The sequence below is a fragment of the Streptomyces sp. NPDC031340 genome, assembly GCF_055569945.1.
On record NZ_JBVIIE010000031.1, the window covers coordinates 1 to 19,698 of the forward strand.

The following is a 19,698-nucleotide window of genomic DNA, read 5'->3' on the forward strand; positions in this document are numbered from 1 at the left end:
CGCTGACCCTCCCCCCCTCCCCCTTCCCCCCCCCCCAAACAACCGTGGGGCGGAACCCCGGGCGGGCCCCCCCCCCCCCCCCCCCCCCCCCGCGCCCCCCCCCCTCGCGCCCCCCCCCCCCCCCCCCCCCCCCACGGGGCGAACCCTCCGTACCCGGACGGGGGATGGGACGGGTACGGAGGGAGCGAGGGGGTTCAGGACGGGCGGACGGTACCCCGGGCGGGGACCGGCGCGGTGCGCTGCGCCGCCGCCCCGGGCGCGGTCCGGACCTCGGACGCGGCCTGGACGTCGAGTGCTGCCTGAACCTCGGACGCGGTCCGGACCGCGGCGCTGCGGGCCTCGGCGGCCCGGGCCTCGGCGACCCGGCCGGCGCGGGCCCGGTCGGCGCGGGACCTGCTCAGGTACCGCATCGCCGGGGTCTCCACGCAGGCGTACAGCAGCCAGCCGGCGAGCAGGGTGGCCGCGAACATGCCGATCATCACGAGGATCGCGACGGGGGTGCCGAACTGGCCGTTGCCGAGCAGCGCCTGACGGCCCCAGAAGAGGACCACACCCTGGCACAGGTAGAAGCCGAAGGACACGTTGCCGAGCCACACCAGGACCCGGCCGTCGAGGTGGGTCGGCACCCCGTGCACGTCGGCGCGGGCCACCGAGGCGATGGCGACACCGAAGGGCACGACAGTCACCGAGACGAAGTTGAACGGCGCCGGGACGTACATCGCGGCGGCGTAGCCGGCCACCAGCAGGGCCACCACCCAGCCGGCCGGGATGCGCGGCCAGCGGCCGGCCATCACCAGCCGGGCCAGCAGCATGCCGAGCACGAACTCGAACATCCGCATGGGCGGGAACGTGTAGTTGAACCAGTTCTGAGTGGGAGAGAGCGGGATCACCGGCAGTCGCGGGGTGTCGGGCAGGAGAAACACCGTCACCAGACCGACCCCGACCGTGGCCGCCGCCGTGCCGGCCGCCCACCACCAGAGGTTTTCCGTCTTTATGCGCCGCACCGCGAGGAGCAGGAGGGGGAACGACAGATAGAACAGCAATTCCGAGCACAGCGACCAGGACGGCGCGTTCACGCTCATCTGCACGGTGAATTCGTTGATCCATGAGTTCACCAGGAACAGATTCGGCAGCCAGGTGCTCACCGGCGTGTAAGCGGACGCGAAGAGCAGCATGGCCGCCGTCCACATCACCAGGTGGTTGGGGAAGATCTTGACGATCCGGCGCCGCCAGTACGCGGTGACCGGCTCCCCGGGCCGCACCGACCACGTGATGACGAACCCGCTCAGCAGGAAGAAGAAGGAGACGCCGAGGTAGCCGGCGGGCCCGAAGAACTTCAGCAGGCCCTGCGCGACGGACTTGTCCGCGAACGGGTTGACGGGACCCGTGGGGTCGACCGGCCCGATCGGCTGCAGCGAGTGGATGAAGAACACCAGGAGCGCGGCGAAGAACCGCATGCCCGTCAGGGACGGCAGGGCTTTCCGCCGTGGTCCGGGTGCGTCGGAATCCACCTCAGGAATGGTTGCGGTCACGTTGCTCTCCTGTTTCTCCCTCAGCGATGAACCGTTTGATGTCCGGGAATACCGGGAGCCTAGAAGAACAGCGCGGCACAGCGGCACCCGTATATTCCCCGGACGAATTGAGCGGCCGCATTCAGGGGGGTGTTAGGGGAATTCAGGACGGACGTCCGCGCCCTAGCGTTCTCGCGTATTCACGCCATACGGAGGAATCACGATGGACCGAAGGAACCTGCTCCGCGCCGGAGGCGCCCTCGCTCTTTCGGCGGCGGCCGGGGCCGCGGCCACCACGTCGGCGTCCGCCGCCATCCGCGCGGCCGGCTCGCCCGACTGGGAGGGCCTGCGCGCAGCCGTCGGCGGCGACGTCGTGCTGCCCGGCGACTCCGCCTACGACACCGCCAAGCAGCTTGCCATCGGCGAGTTCGACAGCCTCACCCCGCAGGCCGTCGTGTACGCCGAGAGCGCCCAGGACGTGCAGGCCGCGGTCCGTTTCGCGGCGGCCAACGGCATCCGACCGCGGGTGCGCAGCGGCGGTCACAACTTCCTCGGCTGGTCCTCCGGCGAGGGCATGATCCTCGACGTACGCCGCATCAACCATGTCAGCGGCGGCGGCTCCCCGACCGTGCACGTCGGCCCCGGCACCATCAGCATCGAGGCGCTGAAGGCGCTGAAGCCGTACAACCAGCAGATGGTCACGGGCACCTGCCACGACGTCGCCGTCGGCGGCTACGTCTCCGGCGGCGGCATCGGCTACCAGAGCCGCGGGTTCGGCGTCGGCTCCGACCGGCTGGTGTCCGCCAAGGTGGTGCTGGCCGACGGCCGCCTGGTGTGCGCGAGCGAGATCTCCAACCCCGACCTGTTCTGGGCGCTGCGCGGCAGCGGCGGCGGCAACTTCGGCGTCGTCGTCGACTTCGAGCTGCGGCCGATCTCCGCGCCGCGCATGGTGTTCTACGAGCAGACCTGGGACTGGGCGGACGCCGAACGGTTCCTCACCGCCTGGCAGGAGTGGTACGCCGGCACACCCCGCCGGTCCACCGGGCAGGTCATCGTCATCCAGCCGGACGCCGGTTCCGGGAACCCGCCGGTCATCCTCCAGCAGGGCGCTTACTACACCACCCCGGAGGACGCGGCCGCGGGTCTCGCCGAGCTCTCCTCGCTGGTCGGGTCGCAGCCCGCCACCAGCCGGGTGCTCGACCTGCCGTTCGACGAGGGCATGCAGTACGTGTACGGGCTCGCCGACGGCGGCACCCACCCGCGCACCGAGTGGCAGCGCATGCGCGCCCGCCTGCTCGACAAGCCGCTCGGGGCGGCCGGCACCGCGGCGGCGCTGGCCGCGTTCGAGGCCGACCCGCGCTCCGGGCAGACCCGGTACCTGAGCTTCATGGGCCTCGGCGGAGCCGTCGCCGACCAGGCGCCGGACGCCACCGCGTTCGTCCACCGCAACGCGCTGTTCCACGTCGGCTACGGCGTGGCCCTGGCCACCCCGGCCCCGAGCGCGGAGGAGGCCGGCGCCGCCGTGGCCTGGGCCACCAAGGGCTTCGGCGTGATCGACCCGCTGTCCGACGGACAGTCCTACATCAACTTCCCCGACCTGTACCTCAGCGGCTGGCAGGACGCCTACTACGGCTCCAACTACGCGCGTCTGCGGGCACTGAAGAAGGTCTACGACCCCAACCGCCTGTTCGACTTCCCCCGCGCCATCGGCAACTGACGACCACCACCCACCGCGCCAGAGAGAGGGCGACCTTCCGATGACGGTCACCGACCACGCCAGCCTCCAGCCCGGCGACGCCGCCGTGCCGCCGCCCGGCTGCCCCATGCACAAGGTGCTCGACTACCCGTTCGCCGAGCCCGTGGCCACCGATCTGCACCCGATGTACGCGCAGGTGCGCGAGGAGCAGGCGCTCACCCGGGTCAACATGCAGTACGGCGGCGAGGCCTGGCTCGCCACCCGGCACGCCGACATCAAGACGGTCCTGGCCGACCCGCGCTTCAGCCGGGCCGCCACGGTCGGCAAGGACGTGCCGCGCGTCCGCAAGGCGTACGAGGAACTGAACATCGTCTCCATGGACGACCCGGAGCACGGGCGGCTGCGCAAGCTGGTCGCCAAGGCGTTCACCGTGCGCCGGGTGGAGCAGATCCGCCCGCGCGCCCAGGAGATCGCCGACGAACTCCTCGACCGCATGCTCGCCTCCGAGGACAACACCGGTGACCTGGCCGCGCAGTACGCGTGGATGCTGCCGATCACCGTGATCTGCGAGATGCTCGCCGTGCCGCTGGAGGACCACTACAAGTTCCGCGGCTGGATCGACACCTGGCTGACCATCGGCAACGAGCACACGCTGGAGGAGATGAACGAGGCACGCTTCGAGAAGCTGCCGGAGTACATGTCCTCGCTGATCGCCGAGCGGCGCGCCAAGCCCGGCGACGACCTGCTGTCCGCTCTCGTCGCCGCCCGCGACGAGGAGGACCGGCTCAGCGAGGAGGAGCTGATCACCATGTCGATCGCGCTCCTCGCCACCGGCCACCACACCACCGCCAACCAGCTCGCCAACCACCTGTACATCCTGCTCAGCCGGCGCGAGGAGTGGGAACGGCTGGTCGCGCGGCCGGAGTTGCTGCCGACGGCTATCGAGGAGCTGCTGCGGGTGACCCCGCTCAGCCCCTACTCGGAGAACACCCGCATCGCCGTGGAGGACATCGAGCTCGGCGGGCAGACGGTCAGGGCCGGCGAGGCCGTCATGGTGTTCCCTGGGGTCGCCAACCGCGACCCGCGGGTCTTCGAGCGTCCCGAGGAGCTGGACCTGACCCGCGAGCACAACCCGCACATCGCCTTCGGTCACGGCATTCACCACTGCCTGGGCGCCCCGCTGGCCCGGCTGGAGCTCCAGGTCGCCCTCGGCACGCTGCTGCGCCGGCTGCCCTCCCTGGAACTGGCCGTGCCCGCCGCCGAGGTGCCGTGGAAGCGCGACCACGTGGTGCGCGGTGTCGCCGCGCTGCCCGTCCGGTGGTGACGGCCGTGACCTGGCAGATCGAGGTCGACCGCCGCAGCTGCATGGGCGCCGGGCTGTGCAACGGCACGCTCCCGCACCGCTTCCGGCTCGTCGACGGCAAGGCGCAGCCCGTCGAGGTCCGCATCGAGCCCGACGAGGACGTGCTCGACGCCGCGGACTACTGCCCGTACCGGGCCATCCACATCACCGACCAGGCAACCGGCGAAGCCCTGGTTGCCGTGGACTGACCCGGGTCCGCTGGGGACCCGGTGCGGACAGGAGAACGGCGTGACGATCACGACGACGGAGCCGGGGCGGTCCCCGGGCGGCGCGGCGGAAGCGCGCCGTGGAGCCGACGACGGTCCCGGGGCGCCGCCGCGCTGGTGGCGGCGGCCCTGGGTGGGCCCGCTCGCCCTGGTGGTGGCGGTGTTCCTGGTCATGGGCATCCCCCGCTATCTCACCTTCGACCCGGCGGAGTCCAAGATCCCGCCGAACCCGCAGTACCCCTGGCACTACCCGGTGCTGGTGGTGCACGTCCTGACCGGCACGGTCGCCATCGTGACCTGCTGCCTCCAGGTGTGGCCGGCCCTGCGGCAGCGTTGGCCCCAGGTGCACCGCTTCAGCGGCCGGCTGTACGTGGCGGCCGTCCTGCCGGGCGGCCTGGCGGGGCTGGCGGTGGCCTATGCGAGCCCTTCGGGGCTGTCGATGCAGCTCAGCACGATGATGACGTCGGTGCTGTGGATGGGCACGGCCGCGGCGGGCGTGCGCATGGCCCGGCAGGGCCGGGTCGACGAGCACCGGCGGTGGATGGTGCGCAGTTTCGCGCTCACCATGTCGATCGTGCTGAGCCGCGTCCTCGGGGTGGTCTACGACCACACCATCCTGCCGCCGCCCGTCACCACCAACGTGGCGGAACTGATCGCCTGGGGTCAGCAGCGGGCCGGTCTGGCGTCCTGGCCCGGCTGGATCCTGCCGCTGCTGTTCGCGGAGTGGTGGCTGATCGAGCGCGGCGCCGGAGCCCGCCACCGCGCCCGCCAGGCCCGCCGCAAGGCGGCGGCCCGGCAGGCAGCGGCGGCGGCGACAGCACCGCGTCCCTGAAACCCGCGAAGATCCGACACCCCGGCCCAAGCCGGGCCTTGGCCCGGGCCCGCGCCGGGCCGCAGCCCCGGGTCGCGTCGGGTGTCGCCAGGGGTCGTCTCCTGTGGGGAGGCGGCCCCTGGTGGTGTGTGCGGGGGGGGTGGGGTCAGGGGGCGAGGGTCTCGCGGGTGCCGTGGAGGGCCGCCGACTTGATGGCGTCGAGCAGCCGGTGGGTGCGCACCGCGGTGGTGAAGTCGGGCCCGAACTCGGCGCCGGTGCGGATGGCCCGCGCCAGGTCCGTGTACACCTGGGCGACATTGCTCACCGGCGACGGCGGCCCCGGCAGCAGCGGCCGGTAGGCGTCCGGCACCGGGACCTCCACCGCGGGTGAGCCGTTCGCCGTGGCGTGGGTGAGGGTGAACTGCGGGCCGACCAGGGAGTCGTCCGAGGAGACCAGCACCAGGCGCCCGCCGCGGCCGTGCACCTCGATGCGGAAGCCGTCACCGCGCGGGCCGCCGGTCATGAAGTGCGCCGACGCGGCCGCCCCCGAGCGGAGCAGGCCGCCGACCACGATCTGGTCCGGGGACGTGACCTCGATCCGCTCCCCCGTCTCCTCCATCGTCACCCGGTCGATCCGGGTGGTGAGCGTCGCGGACAGCTCGGCGAACTCCCCGACGGCGTACTGGAACATGTCCAGCGAGTGCCCGCCGACCACCGCCACGTGGTTGACGCCCTTGGTCCGGTCGAACAGGGCCGCGTACCGCGTGGACCACACCTCCGGCGTGCTCAGCGAGTACAGCAGCGACGCCGACAGCACCTCGCCGATCAGGCCCTGCCGCAGCAGGTCCCGCAGCAGGCGCACCGCCGGGTGGTGCCTGCTCTGCAGCCCCACCGCGTGCCGCACCCCGGCGGCCCGCGCCTTCCGCTCGAAGTGCTCGGCGGTCTCCGCGTCCAGGGCCAGCGGCCATTCGCTGTAGACGTGCCGGCCCGCGTCGATGGCCGCCTCCACCAGGCCGTCGCGCTGCGGCAGTTGTACGGCGATGGTGACCAGGTCGACGTCCGGGTCGGCCATGAGGGCGCGGGCGTCGTCGTACGCCCGGTCTGCGCCCCACACCGCGGCCGCCGCGCGCGCCGACTCGGGGCTCGTGCCGGCGACGGCGACGATCTCGAAGTCGTCCAGCGCGGACAGCGCCGGCAGGTGGATGCCACGGCCCCACCCCCGTTCGGCGTGTGCGCCGACGACTCCCACTCGGATCCTGTCCGCCACGGTGAAACCTCTTTCGCTTGCGTTGGAGTTGCGGGTTGCGGGTTACGGGTTACGGGTTACGGAGTGCGTGATCGTCGCAGCCGGCGTGGCCGCGGGGAACACGCGTCGGAGCGTGACCGGGTCCACCGGCCACGCTCCGACTGGTCGGGGTCGAGTCAGATGTGGGCGTTCACGGCCGGGGCGTCGGCCGTGGGCTGCGCCTCCGCGGAGGCCGCCTCCTTGCTGTCCTTGAGCACCAGGAAGGTCACGCACCAGGCCAGGAACACGAAGCCGGCGGCGAACACGAAGGCCAGGCTGTAGCCGTCGCGCAGCGCCTGCAGCTGCGGCCGGCCCTGGTCGAGCAGGGTGTTGCTGTGCGAGGTGGCGAGCGTCGCCAGGACCGCCAGACCCACCGCCGCGCCCGCCTGCTGCGCCGTGTTGTTCAGCCCGGAGGCCAGGCCCGCGTCCTCGGGGGCCGCGCCCGACATGGCCCGCATGATGACCGACGGCACGGCCAGGCCCATGCCGAAGCCCTGGATGACGAGGGTGGGGGCCACGTCCACCCAGTAGTCGCCGTCGACGGGCGCCCGGCTGAGCAGCAGCAGCCCGCCGCCGAGGAACAGCAGACCGGTCAGCAGCACCCGCCGGGTGCCGAAGCGCCCGGTGAGCTTCGCCGTGAAGAACAGCGACATGGTGCCGATCACCAGCGGCGCCGGCAGGAACGCCAGACCGGTCTGCATCGAGTCGAAGCCCAGCACCCGCTGCAGGTAGAGCGCGTTGAGGAACTGGAAGCCGAAACCGGCCGCGAACACCAGGACCACGGCGAGGTTGGCGCCCACGATCTCCCGGCTGCGGAAGATGCGCAGCGCCAGCAGCGGCCGCCGGGCCGTGGCCTGCCGCCACACGAAGCCGCCGAGGAGCAGGACCGCGACCGCGCCGTAGAGCGCCAGCTCACCGGTGCTGAAGCGGTTCTCGGAGATCTGCGAGATGGTGAAGACGCCCAGCGACAGGCCGACGGTGACCAGGACCGCGCCGATCGCGTCGGCGCCCGCGCTCAGGCCGATCCCCGGCTGGGCGGCCAGCTGGCGCAGGCCGAGGACCAGGGCGACCACACCGATGGGCAGGTTGATCAGGAACACCCAGTGCCAGCCGAGGGCGTCGGTGATGACGCCGCCCGCGATCAGCCCGACCGAGGCGCCGCCCGCCGAGACGAAGCTGTAGATGCCCATGGCCTTGGCCTGCTCGCCCGGCTCCGGGTACAGGCCGACGATCATGCCGAGCACCACCGCGGAGGCCAGCGCGGCGCCCACGCCCTGCAGGAAGCGGCCCGCGATGAGCAGCTCGGAGGTGTTGGCGATGCCGCACAGGAGGGAGGCGACGGTGAACGTCGTCAGGCCGCTGAGGAAGACCTTCTTCGGGCCGATCAAGTCGCCGAGCCGGCCGGACAGCAACAGCAGTCCGGCGAAGGCGATGAGGTAGGAGTTCACCACCCAGGACAGGCCGCTCTGGGAGAAGCCGAGCCCGCTCTGGATGGTCGGAAGGGCGACCGTGACGATCGTCCCGTCAAGGATGATCATGAGTTGCATCGCGCAGAGGATGCTGAGCGCGAGGCCGCGCGAGCGGCCCGCTGCTGTCGGGGGGGTCATCACTCACTTCTTTCGTCGTCACATCGTGGTCGTGGCTCGGAGTCCAGGGCTCACCGCCGACGCGTTCGCTCGCGCCCGCGCGTGGATCAAGTACGCCACGCGCACGGCCACCTTCCGGCAACCGTGCGGTAATCGCGCAGGTCACAGTGGGTGTGCGGGTGCCTCATACGGGCGCCGGCACGAGGTGCAGGGCATCCCGCAGAGCGTCGACGAGGGCACCGGCCGCCTCGGCTCCGTCGGCCGTCCCGAAGGCGTAGGTGTCGGGTCGTACGAGCACACAGCGGGCCCCGGTGCCGGTGAGGTACGCACCGAAGCCGCCCTCGACGTCCACCACGCTGCCCGCCGGCACCCCGGCCGGATCGGTGCCGGCGGGCAGCAGCCGCACCAGGTAGGCGCCGAGCGACTCCAGGAACGCGGTCCGCTCGGCGCCGAGCAGCTCGCGCGGGTCGTCGAGGGAGGCGAAGACGAAGCCCCGGCCCGCCACCTCGTCGAACAGCCCGTGCGCCGTCCCGGCGGCGACGCGCGGCTGGGGCACCTGGTCGCCCGCGCCGCGCCGCCTGCGGCCCGCGCCGTCCCGCCACACCAGCCCCCGGGTCAGCGGCTGGAACGGGGACTGCTGCGGACGCGCCATGCGCCGCTCGCGTGCCGCGATCATCACCGCGTCCCGGTCGGCGGCGGCCTTGGGGTCGGTCTGGCAGATGACCTTGCCGAGGTTCACCGACATCCCGATGGCGTGCTGCACGTGGGCCCGCCGCTCCTCGGCGTAGGTGTCAAGGAGTGCCTCGCCGGCCCGCCCGTCCAGCACCAGGTCCAGCTTCCAGGCGAGGTTGGTGACGTCGCGGAAGCCCGAGCTCATGCCCTGGCCGGCGAACGGCGGCATCAGGTGGGCCGCGTCACCGGCGATCAGCAGCCGTCCGAGGCGCCACCGGCGGGCGGTCGCGGCCTGGAAGGTGTAGACCGCGTGCCGCTCCATGACCCCGTCGTCCGGGGTGATGCCGCACTGGGCGAGCAGCCGCCAGGCGACCCGCGGATCGTCCATGTCCTCCTTCCGCTCGCCGGGCAGCAGCATGAACTCCCAGCGCCGGTGCCCGGGGCCCGCCGAGACCTGGGTACGCGGCCGGGCCGGATCGCAGATCTGCAGGTTGTTGGGCACGAACGTGCGGTCGTCGTGCAGCGCCAGGTCGCAGATCAGCCACTCGTGGTGGAATCCGAGGTCCTCGAAGTCCGTGCCGATGGTGCGGCGGACGAAGCTGTTCGCGCCGTCGCAGCCGACCACCCAGCGGCCGCGCAGCAGCCGCCGTACGCCGTCGCCGTCGACGACCCGCAGTGTGGCGCCGTCCTCGTGCTGCGAGAGTTCCACGGCCTCGTAGCCGCGCAGCACGGTCAGGTTGGGCAGCCGCTTGCCGTACGCGATCAGCGCGTCCTCCAGGCCGGGCTGGTACATGGAGGTCGACTCGGGCCAGCCGTTGCGCCCCTTGACCTCGGCCGCGTCGATGTAGAGCAGGTCGCGGCCCTCGCCGTTGCGCCACAGGTAGTCGCCGGAGGGTTCGCCGACCGCCGTGAGGTGGTCCGCGACCCCGGCCGCGGCCAGGATCCGGGCGGCCTCGCCGTCGAAGGCGACCGCGCGCGGCATCGGGTACGGGCGCGGGTGCCGTTCGACGACGATCACCCGCCGTCCGCGCCGCGCCATCAGGTTGGCCAGCACCTGGCCCACCGGCCCGTACCCGACGACGAGCAGGTCCGCCACCTCGTCGGGCCACCAGCGGGGGTCGGCAGCCGTTGCGGTCATACGCGTCTCCCCCCTTCAGGCCGCCGCGGACCGGGTCCGCAGCAGGATGTCGTCGAGCACGGCCTCGTAGTCGGCCGGCTTCACCAGGACCCGCACCCGCTCCCGGCCGTCCTCGACGATCAGCAGGCGGCGGCCGGTCAGCGTCATCTGCCCGTTCTCCAGGGCCCGTCCGCGGATGTACGTCACATGGGCGGCGAGCATCCGGGCGTACGCGTCGAGTTCCGGATTGTCCGCGTCGAGCCACTCGGAGAACGCGCGCGGCCGCAGCCGGAACCGGTGGATGACGCCCCACTCGCCGTCCCGCGGCCGGCGCTCCAGGTAGTGGAAGCCGTCGTCCTCCTGCCGGACGCGGAAGCCGGTCCCGTACTGCTCCTGCGGTTCGGCGGACACGCGCACCGGCTCGATCAGCGACGGGCCGGAGTAGCCGACGTCCGCCAGGTACCACTCGCCGTCGATGCGCACGCCGTTGAACAGGTGCTCCATGTCCGGTCCGTAGGAGCCGTCCGGGCCGCGCACCCCGGCCGACAGCACCACGACCTCGAAGCCGAGGCGGGTGAGGAGGGCGCGGAAGAGGCCGTTGAGTTCGTAGCAGACTCCGCCGCGGCCGCCGACGATCACCTCCTGGTAGACGGCGTCGACGTCGATGTCCACGCCGTCCCAGATGGCCGTGCCGCGGGCCTCGTTGAGGAAGTTGTCGAACGGGACGGTCATCAGGTGGCGTTTGTGCAGCAGTCGCAGCGTCTCGAGCGTGGGCGCCGGCGCGGGCCCGGTGTGGCCCAGCCTGGCCAGGTAGTGGTCGAGGTCGAACATCGTGTGGTCCGTTCCCTTCGGGGCGTGGCGGTGGTGGTGGTCGTCGCGGCTCAGGCGTACTCGGCGGCCGGCGCGGCCACCTGGCCGAGCAGGTACTCGGTGAGCAGGCTCGGCGTGGGCTGGTCGAACAGGAGCATCACGGGCAGTTCGGCGCCGATCTCGGCGGCGAGGCGGTTGCGCAGTTCGACGGCCGTCAGCGAGTTGAAGCCGATGTCGAAGAAGCCCTCGTCGGCGTCGACCGCGTCGGCGTCGGAGTGGCCGAGCACGGCGGCCGTCTCGGCGCGCACCAGGTCGAGCAGGGCCGCGGGGCGCTCCTCGGCGGGCAGGGCGGCGAAGCGGTCGAGGAAGGACTCCTGGTCGTGCGCGTCGGTGGTCATGTCGCTCTCCGGGTGCGGGATGGTCGGGACGTCGGGCGTCGGGCCCGTGGGCTGGAACTGCTTGAGCCAGTAGGGGCGGTGCTGGAAGGCGTACGTGGGCAGGGCCGCGGCCGCCTCGGCGGGGAGCCCGGCGTCGGGGCCGAGCAGGCCGCTCCAGTCGACGTCGGCGCCGCGCACGTACAGCTCGGCGAGCGATGCGGCGAACCGCTCGGGGCCGCCCTCGCCGCGCCGCAGCGTCCCCACGACGACGGTGGCGGCGCCGGGCCGGCCCTCGACGGTCTCGCGTACGGCCATGTTCAGCACCGGGTGGGCGCTGACCTCGACGAAGGCGCGGTGGCCGCTGTCGAAGAGGGCCTCGACGGAGGCGCCGAAGCGGACCTCGTGGCGAAGGTTGCCGTACCAGTAGGCGGCGTCCAGCGGGGTGGTGGCGTCGAGCCAGGCCCCGCGGTACGTGGAGTACATCGGGATGTCCGGCTTCCGCGGCGTCAACTCGGCCAGCTTTTGGGCGAGTTCGTCTTCGATGGCCTCGACGTGGCTGGTGTGGGAGGCGTAGTCGACGGGGATCATGCGGGCGCGGATCCCGGCTTCCGTCGCCGCCTCGTGGCAGTCCCGCAGCGCGTCCGCGTCACCGGCGACGATGGTGGAGGCCGGCCCGTTGACAGCGGCGATCTCGATCCGTCCCGCGTACTCCGCGATCCGGTCCTCCGCGGCGGCCCGCGGCACCGGCAGGAACATCATGCCGCCGCGTCCGGCGAGGCGGCCGGCGATGGCCTGGCTGCGCAGGGCGACCACCCGGGCGGCGTCGTCCAGGCTGAGCGCGCCGGCGATGTGCGCGGCGGCGATCTCGCCCTGGGAGTGGCCGACCACCGCGTCCGGCCGCACGCCGTGGTGCTGCCACAGCCGTGCCAGGGCGACCATGACGGCGAAGGAGGCCGGCTGGACGACGTCGACCCGGTCGAAGTCGGGTGCGCCGTCCGCCTGCCGCAGCACGTCGAGCAGGTCCCAGTCGACGTACGCCGACAGCGCTCGGGCGCAGTCCGTGATGGTCTGGGCGAACACCCACTCGGTGTCCAGGAGCCGGGCGCCCATGCCCGCCCACTGGTGTCCCTGGCCGGGGAAGACGAACACCGTCTTGCCGTCCAGGTCCGCGGTACCGGTCACCACGTGCGCCGACTGCTCCCCCGCTTGCAGGGATTTCAGCCCGCCCGACAGCTCCTCGGACGTGGTCCCCAGCACGACCGCGCGCCGGTCCATGCGGGCGCGGTGGAACGCCAGCCCGTGTGCGACGGCCGCCGGGTCGAGCTGCCCCGAGGTCTCCAGCAGCCGGCCGGCCTGCGCGGACAGGGCGGCCTCGGTCTTGGCGGAGAGCAGCCAGGGGACGACGGCGGGCCGGGGCGCGGCCGGCGCTTCGGGCCGGTCGGGGGCCTGTTCGAGGATGACGTGGGCGTTGGTGCCGCTGACGCCGAACGAGGACACCGCGGCCCGGCGCGGCCGGCCGGTCCTCGGCCACTCCCGCCGCTCGGTGAGCAGTTCGACCGCTCCGGCGCTCCAGTCGACCTTGGTGGACGGCTGGTCGACGTGCAGCGTCTTCGGCAGCACCCCGTGCCGCATCGCCTGGACCATCTTGATGATGCCGGCCACCCCGGCCGCCGACTGGGCGTGCCCGATGTTCGATTTCAGGGATCCCAGGAACAGCGGGTATCCGCGGTTCCTGCCGTACGTGGCGAGGAGGGCCTGCGCCTCGATCGGGTCGCCGAGCGTGGTGCCGGTGCCGTGGCCCTCGACCGCGTCCACCCCGTCCGGGGTGAGGCCGGCGTTGGCCAGGGCCTGGCGGATGACGCGTTGCTGGGAGGGGCCGTTGGGCGCGGTCAGGCCGTTGGAGGCGCCGTCCTGGTTGACGGCGGAGCCGCGCACCACCGCCAGCACCGGGTGGCCCAGCCGCTGCGCGTCCGACAGCCGTTCCAGGGCGAGGACACCGACGCCCTCGGCCCAGCCGGTGCCGTCGGCCGCCTCCGCGAACGCCTTGCAGCGGCCGTCGGCCGCGAGCCCCCGCTGGGTGGAGAACTCCACGAACACACCCGGCGTGCCCATGACCGCGGCGCCGCCCGCCAGCGCCATGTCGATCTCGCCGCTGCGCAGCGCCTGCGCGGCGAGGTGCACGGCCACCAGCGAGGACGAGCAGGCCGTGTCGACGGTGATCGCCGGGCCCTCCAGGCCGAGCGTGTACGAGACCCGGCCGGAGGCCACGCTGCCGGAGTTGCCAGTACCGAGGAACCCTTCCAGGCCCTTCGGGGAGAACTCCAGACCGGGCGCGTAGTCGTGGTACATCACCCCCGAATAGACCCCGACCCGGCCGCCGGCCAGCGCGGTCGGGTCGACGCCCGCCCGCTCCAGTGCCTCCCAGGAGGTCTCCAGCAGCAGCCGCTGCTGCGGGTCCATGGCGAGCGCCTCGCGCGGCGAGATCCCGAAGAAGCCCGCGTCGAACTCGCCGGCGTCGTGCAGGAATCCGCCCTGGTTCACGTACGAGGTGCCGGGGCGTTCGGGGTCGGGGTCGAAGAGCCGCTCCAGGTCCCAGCCGCGGTCCTCGGGGAAGCCGGAGACCGCGTCACGGCCCTCCGCGACCAGCCGCCACAGCTCGTCCGGGCTGCTCACGCCGCCCGGCAGCCGGCACGCCATGCCGACGATCGCGATCGGTTCGCGGGCCGCCGCGGTGATCCGCTGGTTCTCCTGCTTGAGGCGCTCGTTCTCCATCAGCGAGGCGCGCAGCGCCTCGACGATCTTGTCGCTGGGCGTGGTACCCATCACTCTCTCCCTGTCCGGTGGTTGGCTGGTCAGTTGCCGAGGGCGCCCAGCGCGCGGGCCACCAGGTCGTCGGCGTCCATGGCGGCGATCCGGTGCAGTTCCTCCTCCACCGCCACGGCGGCGACCGGGGCCGCGGCCGTCTCCTTCTGCTCCGGCGCGGTCTCGGGCAGCAGTTCGGCCAGCAGGTGGCGGGCCAGCGCGGCCGGGGACGGGTGGTCGAAGATCAGCGTGGCGGGCAGCCGTACGCCGGTCGCGGCGGAGAGCCGGTTGCGCAGCTCCACCGCGGTGAGCGAGTCGAAGCCGACGTCCTTGAAGGCCTGCGCGGGCTGTACCGACTGGCCGCCCAGCACCGTCGAAGCGTGGCCGCGCACCAGCTCCAGCAGCCGGCGCGGCCGGTCCGCCTCGGGCAGTGCGGCGAGTTGCCCGGCGAGGGACTCCCCGTCGGGCCGGGCACCGTGTGCCGCCCTGCGCGGCGGGCTCACCAGCGAGCGGAAGACGGCCGGCAGGGTTCCCTCGGCCGCCGCGGCGCGCAGCGCGGGGACGTTCATCCTGCTCGCCACCAGCACCGCTTCCGGCGACCGCAGGCCCTCGTCGAACAGGGCCATGCCCTCCTCGGCGGTCAGGGCCAGGGCGCCCTGTCGGCTCATCCGGTCCTGGTCGCCCCCGTCGAGATGCCCGGTCATGCCGCTCGCGTCCGCCCACAGGCCCCAGGCGAGGGACACGGCGGGGACGCCGTCGGCGCGCAGCCGGCGGGCGTAGGCGTCGAGCGCGGCGTTGGCGGCGGCGTAGTTGGCCTGTCCGGGGTTGCCGAGGGTGCCGGCCGCGGAGGAGTACAGCACGAACGCGGCCAGATCCTGATCCCTGGTCAGCTCGTGCAGGTTGCGGGCCGAGTCCGTCTTCGGCGCGAACACCGCGTCGAGGTGCCGCGGTGTCTGCGCGCCGAACGTGGCGTCGCTCAGCACGCCGGCGGTGTGGATGACGGCGGTGAGGGGGTGATCCGGGTCGACGGCCGCGAGCGCGGCGGTGAGCTGGTCCCGGTCGGCCGCGTCGGCGGCGACGACGGTGACGCGCGCGCCGAGGGCGGCCAGGTCGTGGGTGAGGGCGTCGGCGCCGGGGGCGTCCGGTCCGCGGCGGCTGAGCAGCAGCAGGTGCCGTATGCCGTGCTCGGTCACCAGATGCCGTGCGGCGAGGGCACCCAGGGTGCCGGTACCGCCGGTGATCAGCGCGGTGCCGTCCGGGTCCAGCGGGCTCGGGCCCTGTGCCGCCTCCGCCCGGGCCAGCCGCGGGATGCGGATCCGGCCGTCGGCGAGCGCCAGCTGCGGCTCACCGGTAGCCAGTGCGGCGGGGAGCATGCCTTCGTCCCCTTCGGCCGCGTCGACCAGGACCAGGCGGTCGGGGTGCTCGTTCTGCGCGGTCCGCACCAGGCCCCACACCGCCGCCTGAGCCGGATCATCGAGAGCCCCACGGGTCAGGACGACCAGACGAGCGTCCTCGTCCTCCCCGGCCAGGTGCGCCTGCACCGCGGCCAGGACCTCCCCCGCCAGCACACGCACGTCCTCGCCGGTACGGCCGGTCAGATCCAGCACCGGCCAGTCCGCCCCCGCCGTCTCCTCCGGCGTACGGACCTCCCGCCACTCCACCCGGAACAACGCGTCCCGCAGACCGTCGTCCCCGGAGCCGAGCTGACGCGGGTCCACCGCCCGGAAGGCCAGCGAACCGACCGACGCCACGGGGTTCCCCGTCTCGTCGGCGGCCTGCACGGACACCGCGTCCGCACCCCGGGGCGCGAGCCGTACCCGCAGGGCCGTGGCACCGGTGGCGTGCAGGGTGACCCCGTTCCACGCGAAGGGCAGCAGTGTGCGCTCGTCCTTCGGCCGGTCCGCGAACGCGGCCGTGTGCAGGGCCGCGTCGAGGAGCGCCGGGTGCAGGCCGAACGCCTTGGCGTCCCCGGCCGCCTCCTCGCCGAGCGCCACCTCGGCGAACAGTTCCTCGCCGCGCCGCCACACCCGTCGCAGGCCCTGGAACACCGGGCCGTACTCGTACCCGGCGACGTACCGCAGGTCGTAGAAGTCGGCGACGGACAGGGCCTCGCTGCCCTCGGGCGGCCAGACTCCGAAGTCGAAGCTCTGCGCCGCCGGTTCGTCGGCCGGGGCGGTGAGGAACCCGGAGGCGTGCCGCGTCCACGCCTCGCCGTCGGCGCCGCGCGAGTGCACCGTGACGCTGCGGCGGCCCAGTTCGTCCAGCGCACCGGCGGTCACCTGCACCCGCACCTCGCCGGAGGCTGGCAGCACCAGCGGTGCCTCGACGACCAGTTCGTCCAGGGCGCCCGCGCCCACCTGGTCCCCGGCGTGCACGGCCATCTCGACGAGTGCGGTCCCCGGCACGAGGACGGTGCCGGACACCGCGTGGTCGGCGAGCCACGGATGCGAGGCGAGCGACAGCCGACCGGTCAGCAGCACCCCGCCGTCCTCGGGGAGTTCCACGACCGCACCCAGCAGCGGGTGCTCGGCGTCGTCCAGGCCGGCGGTGCCGAGGTTGCCCGCGGACTCGGGAGCCCGAAGCCAGTAGCTCTGGTGCTGGAAGGGGTAGGTGGGCAGGTCGACGTGGGAGTGTCCGGTGGAGTCGGGGAGCGGGTCGGTGGTCACGCCGCGGGTGTGCAGGACGGCGAGGGAGGTGTGGACACGGGCGGGGGTGTCGTCGTCCCGGCGCAGTGTGCCCGTGACGACCGCCGGAGTGTCGGCATGCGCCTCGACCAGGTCCTGCACCGCCGTGGCCAGCACCGGATGCGCGCTCACCTCCACGAACGCCCGGAACCCGTCCCCGACCAGAGCGGTGACCGCCTCCGCGAAACGGACCCGCTGCCGCAGATTGCGGTACCAGTACGCCCCGTCCAACGGCACACTGCCGTCCAGCCACCCGCCCTCACAGGTCGAGTACATCGGGATGCCCGGCGCCTGCGGCACCAGCCCCGCCAGCAGCTCTGCCAGCTCCCCCTCGATGGCCTCGACATGGGCGGTGTGCGAGGCGTAGTCCACCGGGACCATCCGCGCCCGGACCCCCTCCCCGCCAGCCTTGGCGAAGAGGTCCTGGAGGGCTTCCGCGTCACCGGCCACCACGGTCGACGTCGGACCGTTGACCGCGGCGATCTCGATCCGCCCCCCGTAGGAGGCGATCCGCTCCTCCGCCTCGGCCTGCGGCACCGGCAGCGACATCATCCCGCCCAGCCCCGCCAGCCGCGCACCGATCGCCCGGCTGCGCAACGCCACCACCCGGGCGGCGTCGTCCAGACTCAGCGCGCCCGCGACATGCGCGGCCGCGATCTCGCCCTGCGAGTGGCCCACCACCGCATCCGGCCGCACCCCGTGGTGCTCCCACAACCGCGCCAGAGCCACCATCACCGCGAAGGAAGCCGGCTGCACCACATCCACCCGGTCGAAACCGGGCGCGCCGTCCGCCTGCCGCAGCACCTCCAGCAGATCCCAGTCCACGTACGCCGACAGCGCCCGCGCGCAGTCCGCGACAGCCGCGGCGAACACCGGCTCGCTCTCCATCAGCCGGGCGCCCATGCCCGCCCACTGATGCCCCTGCCCGGGAAAGACGAACACCGTCCGTCCCTCCACATCCGCGGTGCCCGTCACCAGATGCGGAGACGGCACACCGTCCGCCAGCGCCCGCAGCCCCAGCGCCAGTTCCTCACCATCGGCGCCGATCACCACCGCACGCTCACCGAACACCGCACGGCTGCGGGACAGGGTCTGCGCCACGGCCACGGGGTCGAGGTCTTCCGTGGCCGTGAGCAGCCGTCGGGCCTGGCTACGCAGGGCGGCCTCGGTCTTGGCGGAGATGCGCCAGGGAATCGCGGGTGGCCGGGGCCCAACGGGCGTTTCGGGCTGGTCGGGGGCTTGTTCGAGGATGACGTGGGCGTTGGTGCCGCTGACACCGAACGAGGACACCGCCGCCCGGCGCGGCCGCTCCAGCGCCGGCCACGGCCGCGCCTCCGTCAGCAACTCCACCGCACCCGAACCCCAGTCCACCTTCGTGGACGGCTGATCGACGTGCAGCGTCTTCGGCAGCACCCCGTGCCGCATCGCCTGCACCATCTTGATGATCCCGGCCACCCCCGCAGCCGACTGCGCATGCCCGATGTTCGACTTCAACGACCCCAGCCACAAAGGCACTTCACGGTCCCTGCCGTAGGTCGCCAGCAACGCCTGCGCCTCGATCGGATCCCCGAGAGTCGTCCCCGTACCGTGGCCCTCGACGACATCCACCCCGTCCGGCGCGAGACCCGCGTTCGCCAGCGCCTGACGGATCACCCGCTGCTGAGCCGGACCACTCGGCGCCGTCAGACCGTTCGACGCACCGTCCTGATTGATCGCCGAACCACGCACCACCGCCAGCACCGGATGCCCCGACCGCCGCGCGTCCGACAGCCGCTCGACAAGGATGGTGGCGACGCCCTCGGCCCAGCCGGTGCCGTCGGCGGCATCGGCGTAGGCCTTGCAGCGGCCGTCGGGGGACAGTCCGCGCTGCCGGGAGAACTCCACGAACACGCCCGGGCCGGACATCACCGCGGCGCCGCCCGTCAGCGCCATGTCGATCTCGCCGCTCCGCAGCGCCTGGATCGCCAGGTGCAGGGCGACCAGCGAGGACGAGCAGGCCGTGTCGAGGGTGACGGCGGGCCCTTCGAGTCCCAGCGTGTAGGCGATGCGCCCCGAGGCGACGGCGGCCGCGGTGCCGGTGCTGAGGTAACCCTCCACCTCCGGCGGCGCGTTCTCCATGTCGGGGCCGTAGTCGTGGTACATCACGCCCGTGTAGACACCGACGCGTCGGCCGCGCAGCTTCGTCGGGTCGATGCCGGCGCGCTCGAAGGTCTCCCAGGAGGTCTCCAGCAGCAGCCGCTGCTGCGGGTTCATGGACAGTGCCTCGCGCTGGTTGATGCCGAAGAACGCGGCGTCGAACCGGTCGGCGTCGTGCAGGAACCCGCCCTGGTTCACGTACGAGGTGCCGGGGCGTTCGGGGTCGGGGTCGAAGAGCCGCTCCAGGTCCCAGCCGCGGTTCTCGGGGAAGCCGGAGACCGCGTCCCGGCCCTCGGCGACCAGCCGCCACAGCTCGTCCGGGCTGCTCACCCCGCCCGGCAGCCGGCACGCCATGCCGACGATCGCGATCGGCTCGGAGCGGGCGGCCTCGATGTCGTGCAGGCGCTGGTTGGCCTGCTGGAGGTCGACCAGGGCTCGCTTGAGGTATCCCCGCAGCTTCTGCTCGCCGGAAGCGCCGGAGGTGCCGGGGGAACCGGATGAACTGGGGGAACTGGGGGAACTGGGGGAACTGGGTGTGGCTGACTGTTGCGGGGAACCGGCAGTGGCCGTGGGTTCGTTGGGCATGGCCCGGTCTGTCCCTTCAGGGCTCGTTCGGTGGATGGACTGGGGCTGGCTGCGGCG

Annotated in this window: 9 protein-coding genes and 2 pseudogenes; 4 read left to right on the forward strand and 7 right to left on the reverse strand. The window is 73.0% G+C overall.

The genetic code is table 11. The features are described 5' to 3' along the window. Nucleotides 1-194: 194 nt before the first annotated feature. A complete protein-coding gene (locus ACZ5GT_RS23755) occupies nucleotides 195-1,532 on the reverse strand; it encodes an acyltransferase family protein (RefSeq protein WP_469029271.1) in 1,338 nt (445 codons plus the stop codon). Nucleotides 1,533-1,734: 202 nt separating this feature from the next. On the opposite strand from ACZ5GT_RS23755, the gene ACZ5GT_RS23760 reads away from it, so the two are divergent. The 4 genes from ACZ5GT_RS23760 to ACZ5GT_RS23775 are packed head-to-tail and all read left to right on the forward strand — an operon-like array spanning nucleotide 1,735 to nucleotide 5,608. Next, nucleotides 1,735-3,228, forward strand: coding sequence for an FAD-binding oxidoreductase (locus ACZ5GT_RS23760; protein ID WP_469029274.1), 1,494 nt, complete (start codon nucleotides 1,735-1,737; stop codon nucleotides 3,226-3,228). A gap of 40 nt (nucleotides 3,229-3,268) precedes the next feature. Continuing rightward, entirely contained in the window at nucleotides 3,269-4,531 is a 1,263-nt protein-coding gene (locus tag ACZ5GT_RS23765; RefSeq protein ID WP_469029277.1) for a cytochrome P450, read from the forward strand. A 5-nt stretch (nucleotides 4,532-4,536) separates the two neighbouring features. Continuing rightward, complete coding sequence (locus tag ACZ5GT_RS23770) at nucleotides 4,537-4,758, forward strand: ferredoxin (protein WP_469029280.1); 222 nt, start codon at nucleotides 4,537-4,539, stop codon at nucleotides 4,756-4,758. A gap of 40 nt (nucleotides 4,759-4,798) precedes the next feature. Beyond that, a complete protein-coding gene (locus tag ACZ5GT_RS23775; protein WP_469029286.1) occupies nucleotides 4,799-5,608 on the forward strand; it encodes a DUF2306 domain-containing protein in 810 nt (269 codons plus the stop codon). Between the two features lie 145 nt (nucleotides 5,609-5,753). Here ACZ5GT_RS23775 and ACZ5GT_RS23780 read toward each other — a convergent pair whose 3' ends face one another. The 6 genes and pseudogenes from ACZ5GT_RS23780 to ACZ5GT_RS23805 form a co-directional block, all read right to left on the reverse strand. Continuing rightward, complete coding sequence (locus ACZ5GT_RS23780; protein ID WP_469029291.1) at nucleotides 5,754-6,854, reverse strand: Gfo/Idh/MocA family protein; 1,101 nt, start codon at nucleotides 6,852-6,854, stop codon at nucleotides 5,754-5,756. A 155-nt stretch (nucleotides 6,855-7,009) separates the two neighbouring features. Then, nucleotides 7,010-8,419, reverse strand: coding sequence for an MFS transporter (locus ACZ5GT_RS23785; RefSeq protein ID WP_469029293.1), 1,410 nt, complete (start codon nucleotides 8,417-8,419; stop codon nucleotides 7,010-7,012). Between the two features lie 223 nt (nucleotides 8,420-8,642). After that, complete coding sequence (gene mhpA / locus ACZ5GT_RS23790) at nucleotides 8,643-10,268, reverse strand: bifunctional 3-(3-hydroxy-phenyl)propionate/3-hydroxycinnamic acid hydroxylase MhpA (protein WP_469029298.1); 1,626 nt, start codon at nucleotides 10,266-10,268, stop codon at nucleotides 8,643-8,645. A 15-nt stretch (nucleotides 10,269-10,283) separates the two neighbouring features. After that, entirely contained in the window at nucleotides 10,284-11,078 is a 795-nt protein-coding gene (locus tag ACZ5GT_RS23795; protein ID WP_469029303.1) for an arylamine N-acetyltransferase family protein, read from the reverse strand. Nucleotides 11,079-11,128: 50 nt separating this feature from the next. Next, a pseudogene (locus ACZ5GT_RS23800) lies at nucleotides 11,129-14,221 on the reverse strand (type I polyketide synthase); the annotation flags it as partial. A 65-nt stretch (nucleotides 14,222-14,286) separates the two neighbouring features. After that, nucleotides 14,287-19,500 (reverse strand): annotated as a pseudogene (locus tag ACZ5GT_RS23805) (type I polyketide synthase); the annotation flags it as partial. Nucleotides 19,501-19,698 lie beyond the last annotated feature (198 nt).

Coding starts and splice junctions, on each gene's coding strand:
- mhpA (WP_469029298.1), bottom strand. CDS start 10,268: ATGACCGCAACGGCTGCCGACCCCCGCTGGTGGCCCGACGAGGTGGCG.
- ACZ5GT_RS23785 (WP_469029293.1), bottom strand. CDS start 8,419: ATGCAACTCATGATCATCCTTGACGGGACGATCGTCACGGTCGCCCTT.
- ACZ5GT_RS23765 (WP_469029277.1), top strand. CDS start 3,269: ATGACGGTCACCGACCACGCCAGCCTCCAGCCCGGCGACGCCGCCGTG.
- ACZ5GT_RS23760 (WP_469029274.1), top strand. CDS start 1,735: ATGGACCGAAGGAACCTGCTCCGCGCCGGAGGCGCCCTCGCTCTTTCG.
- ACZ5GT_RS23795 (WP_469029303.1), bottom strand. CDS start 11,078: ATGTTCGACCTCGACCACTACCTGGCCAGGCTGGGCCACACCGGGCCC.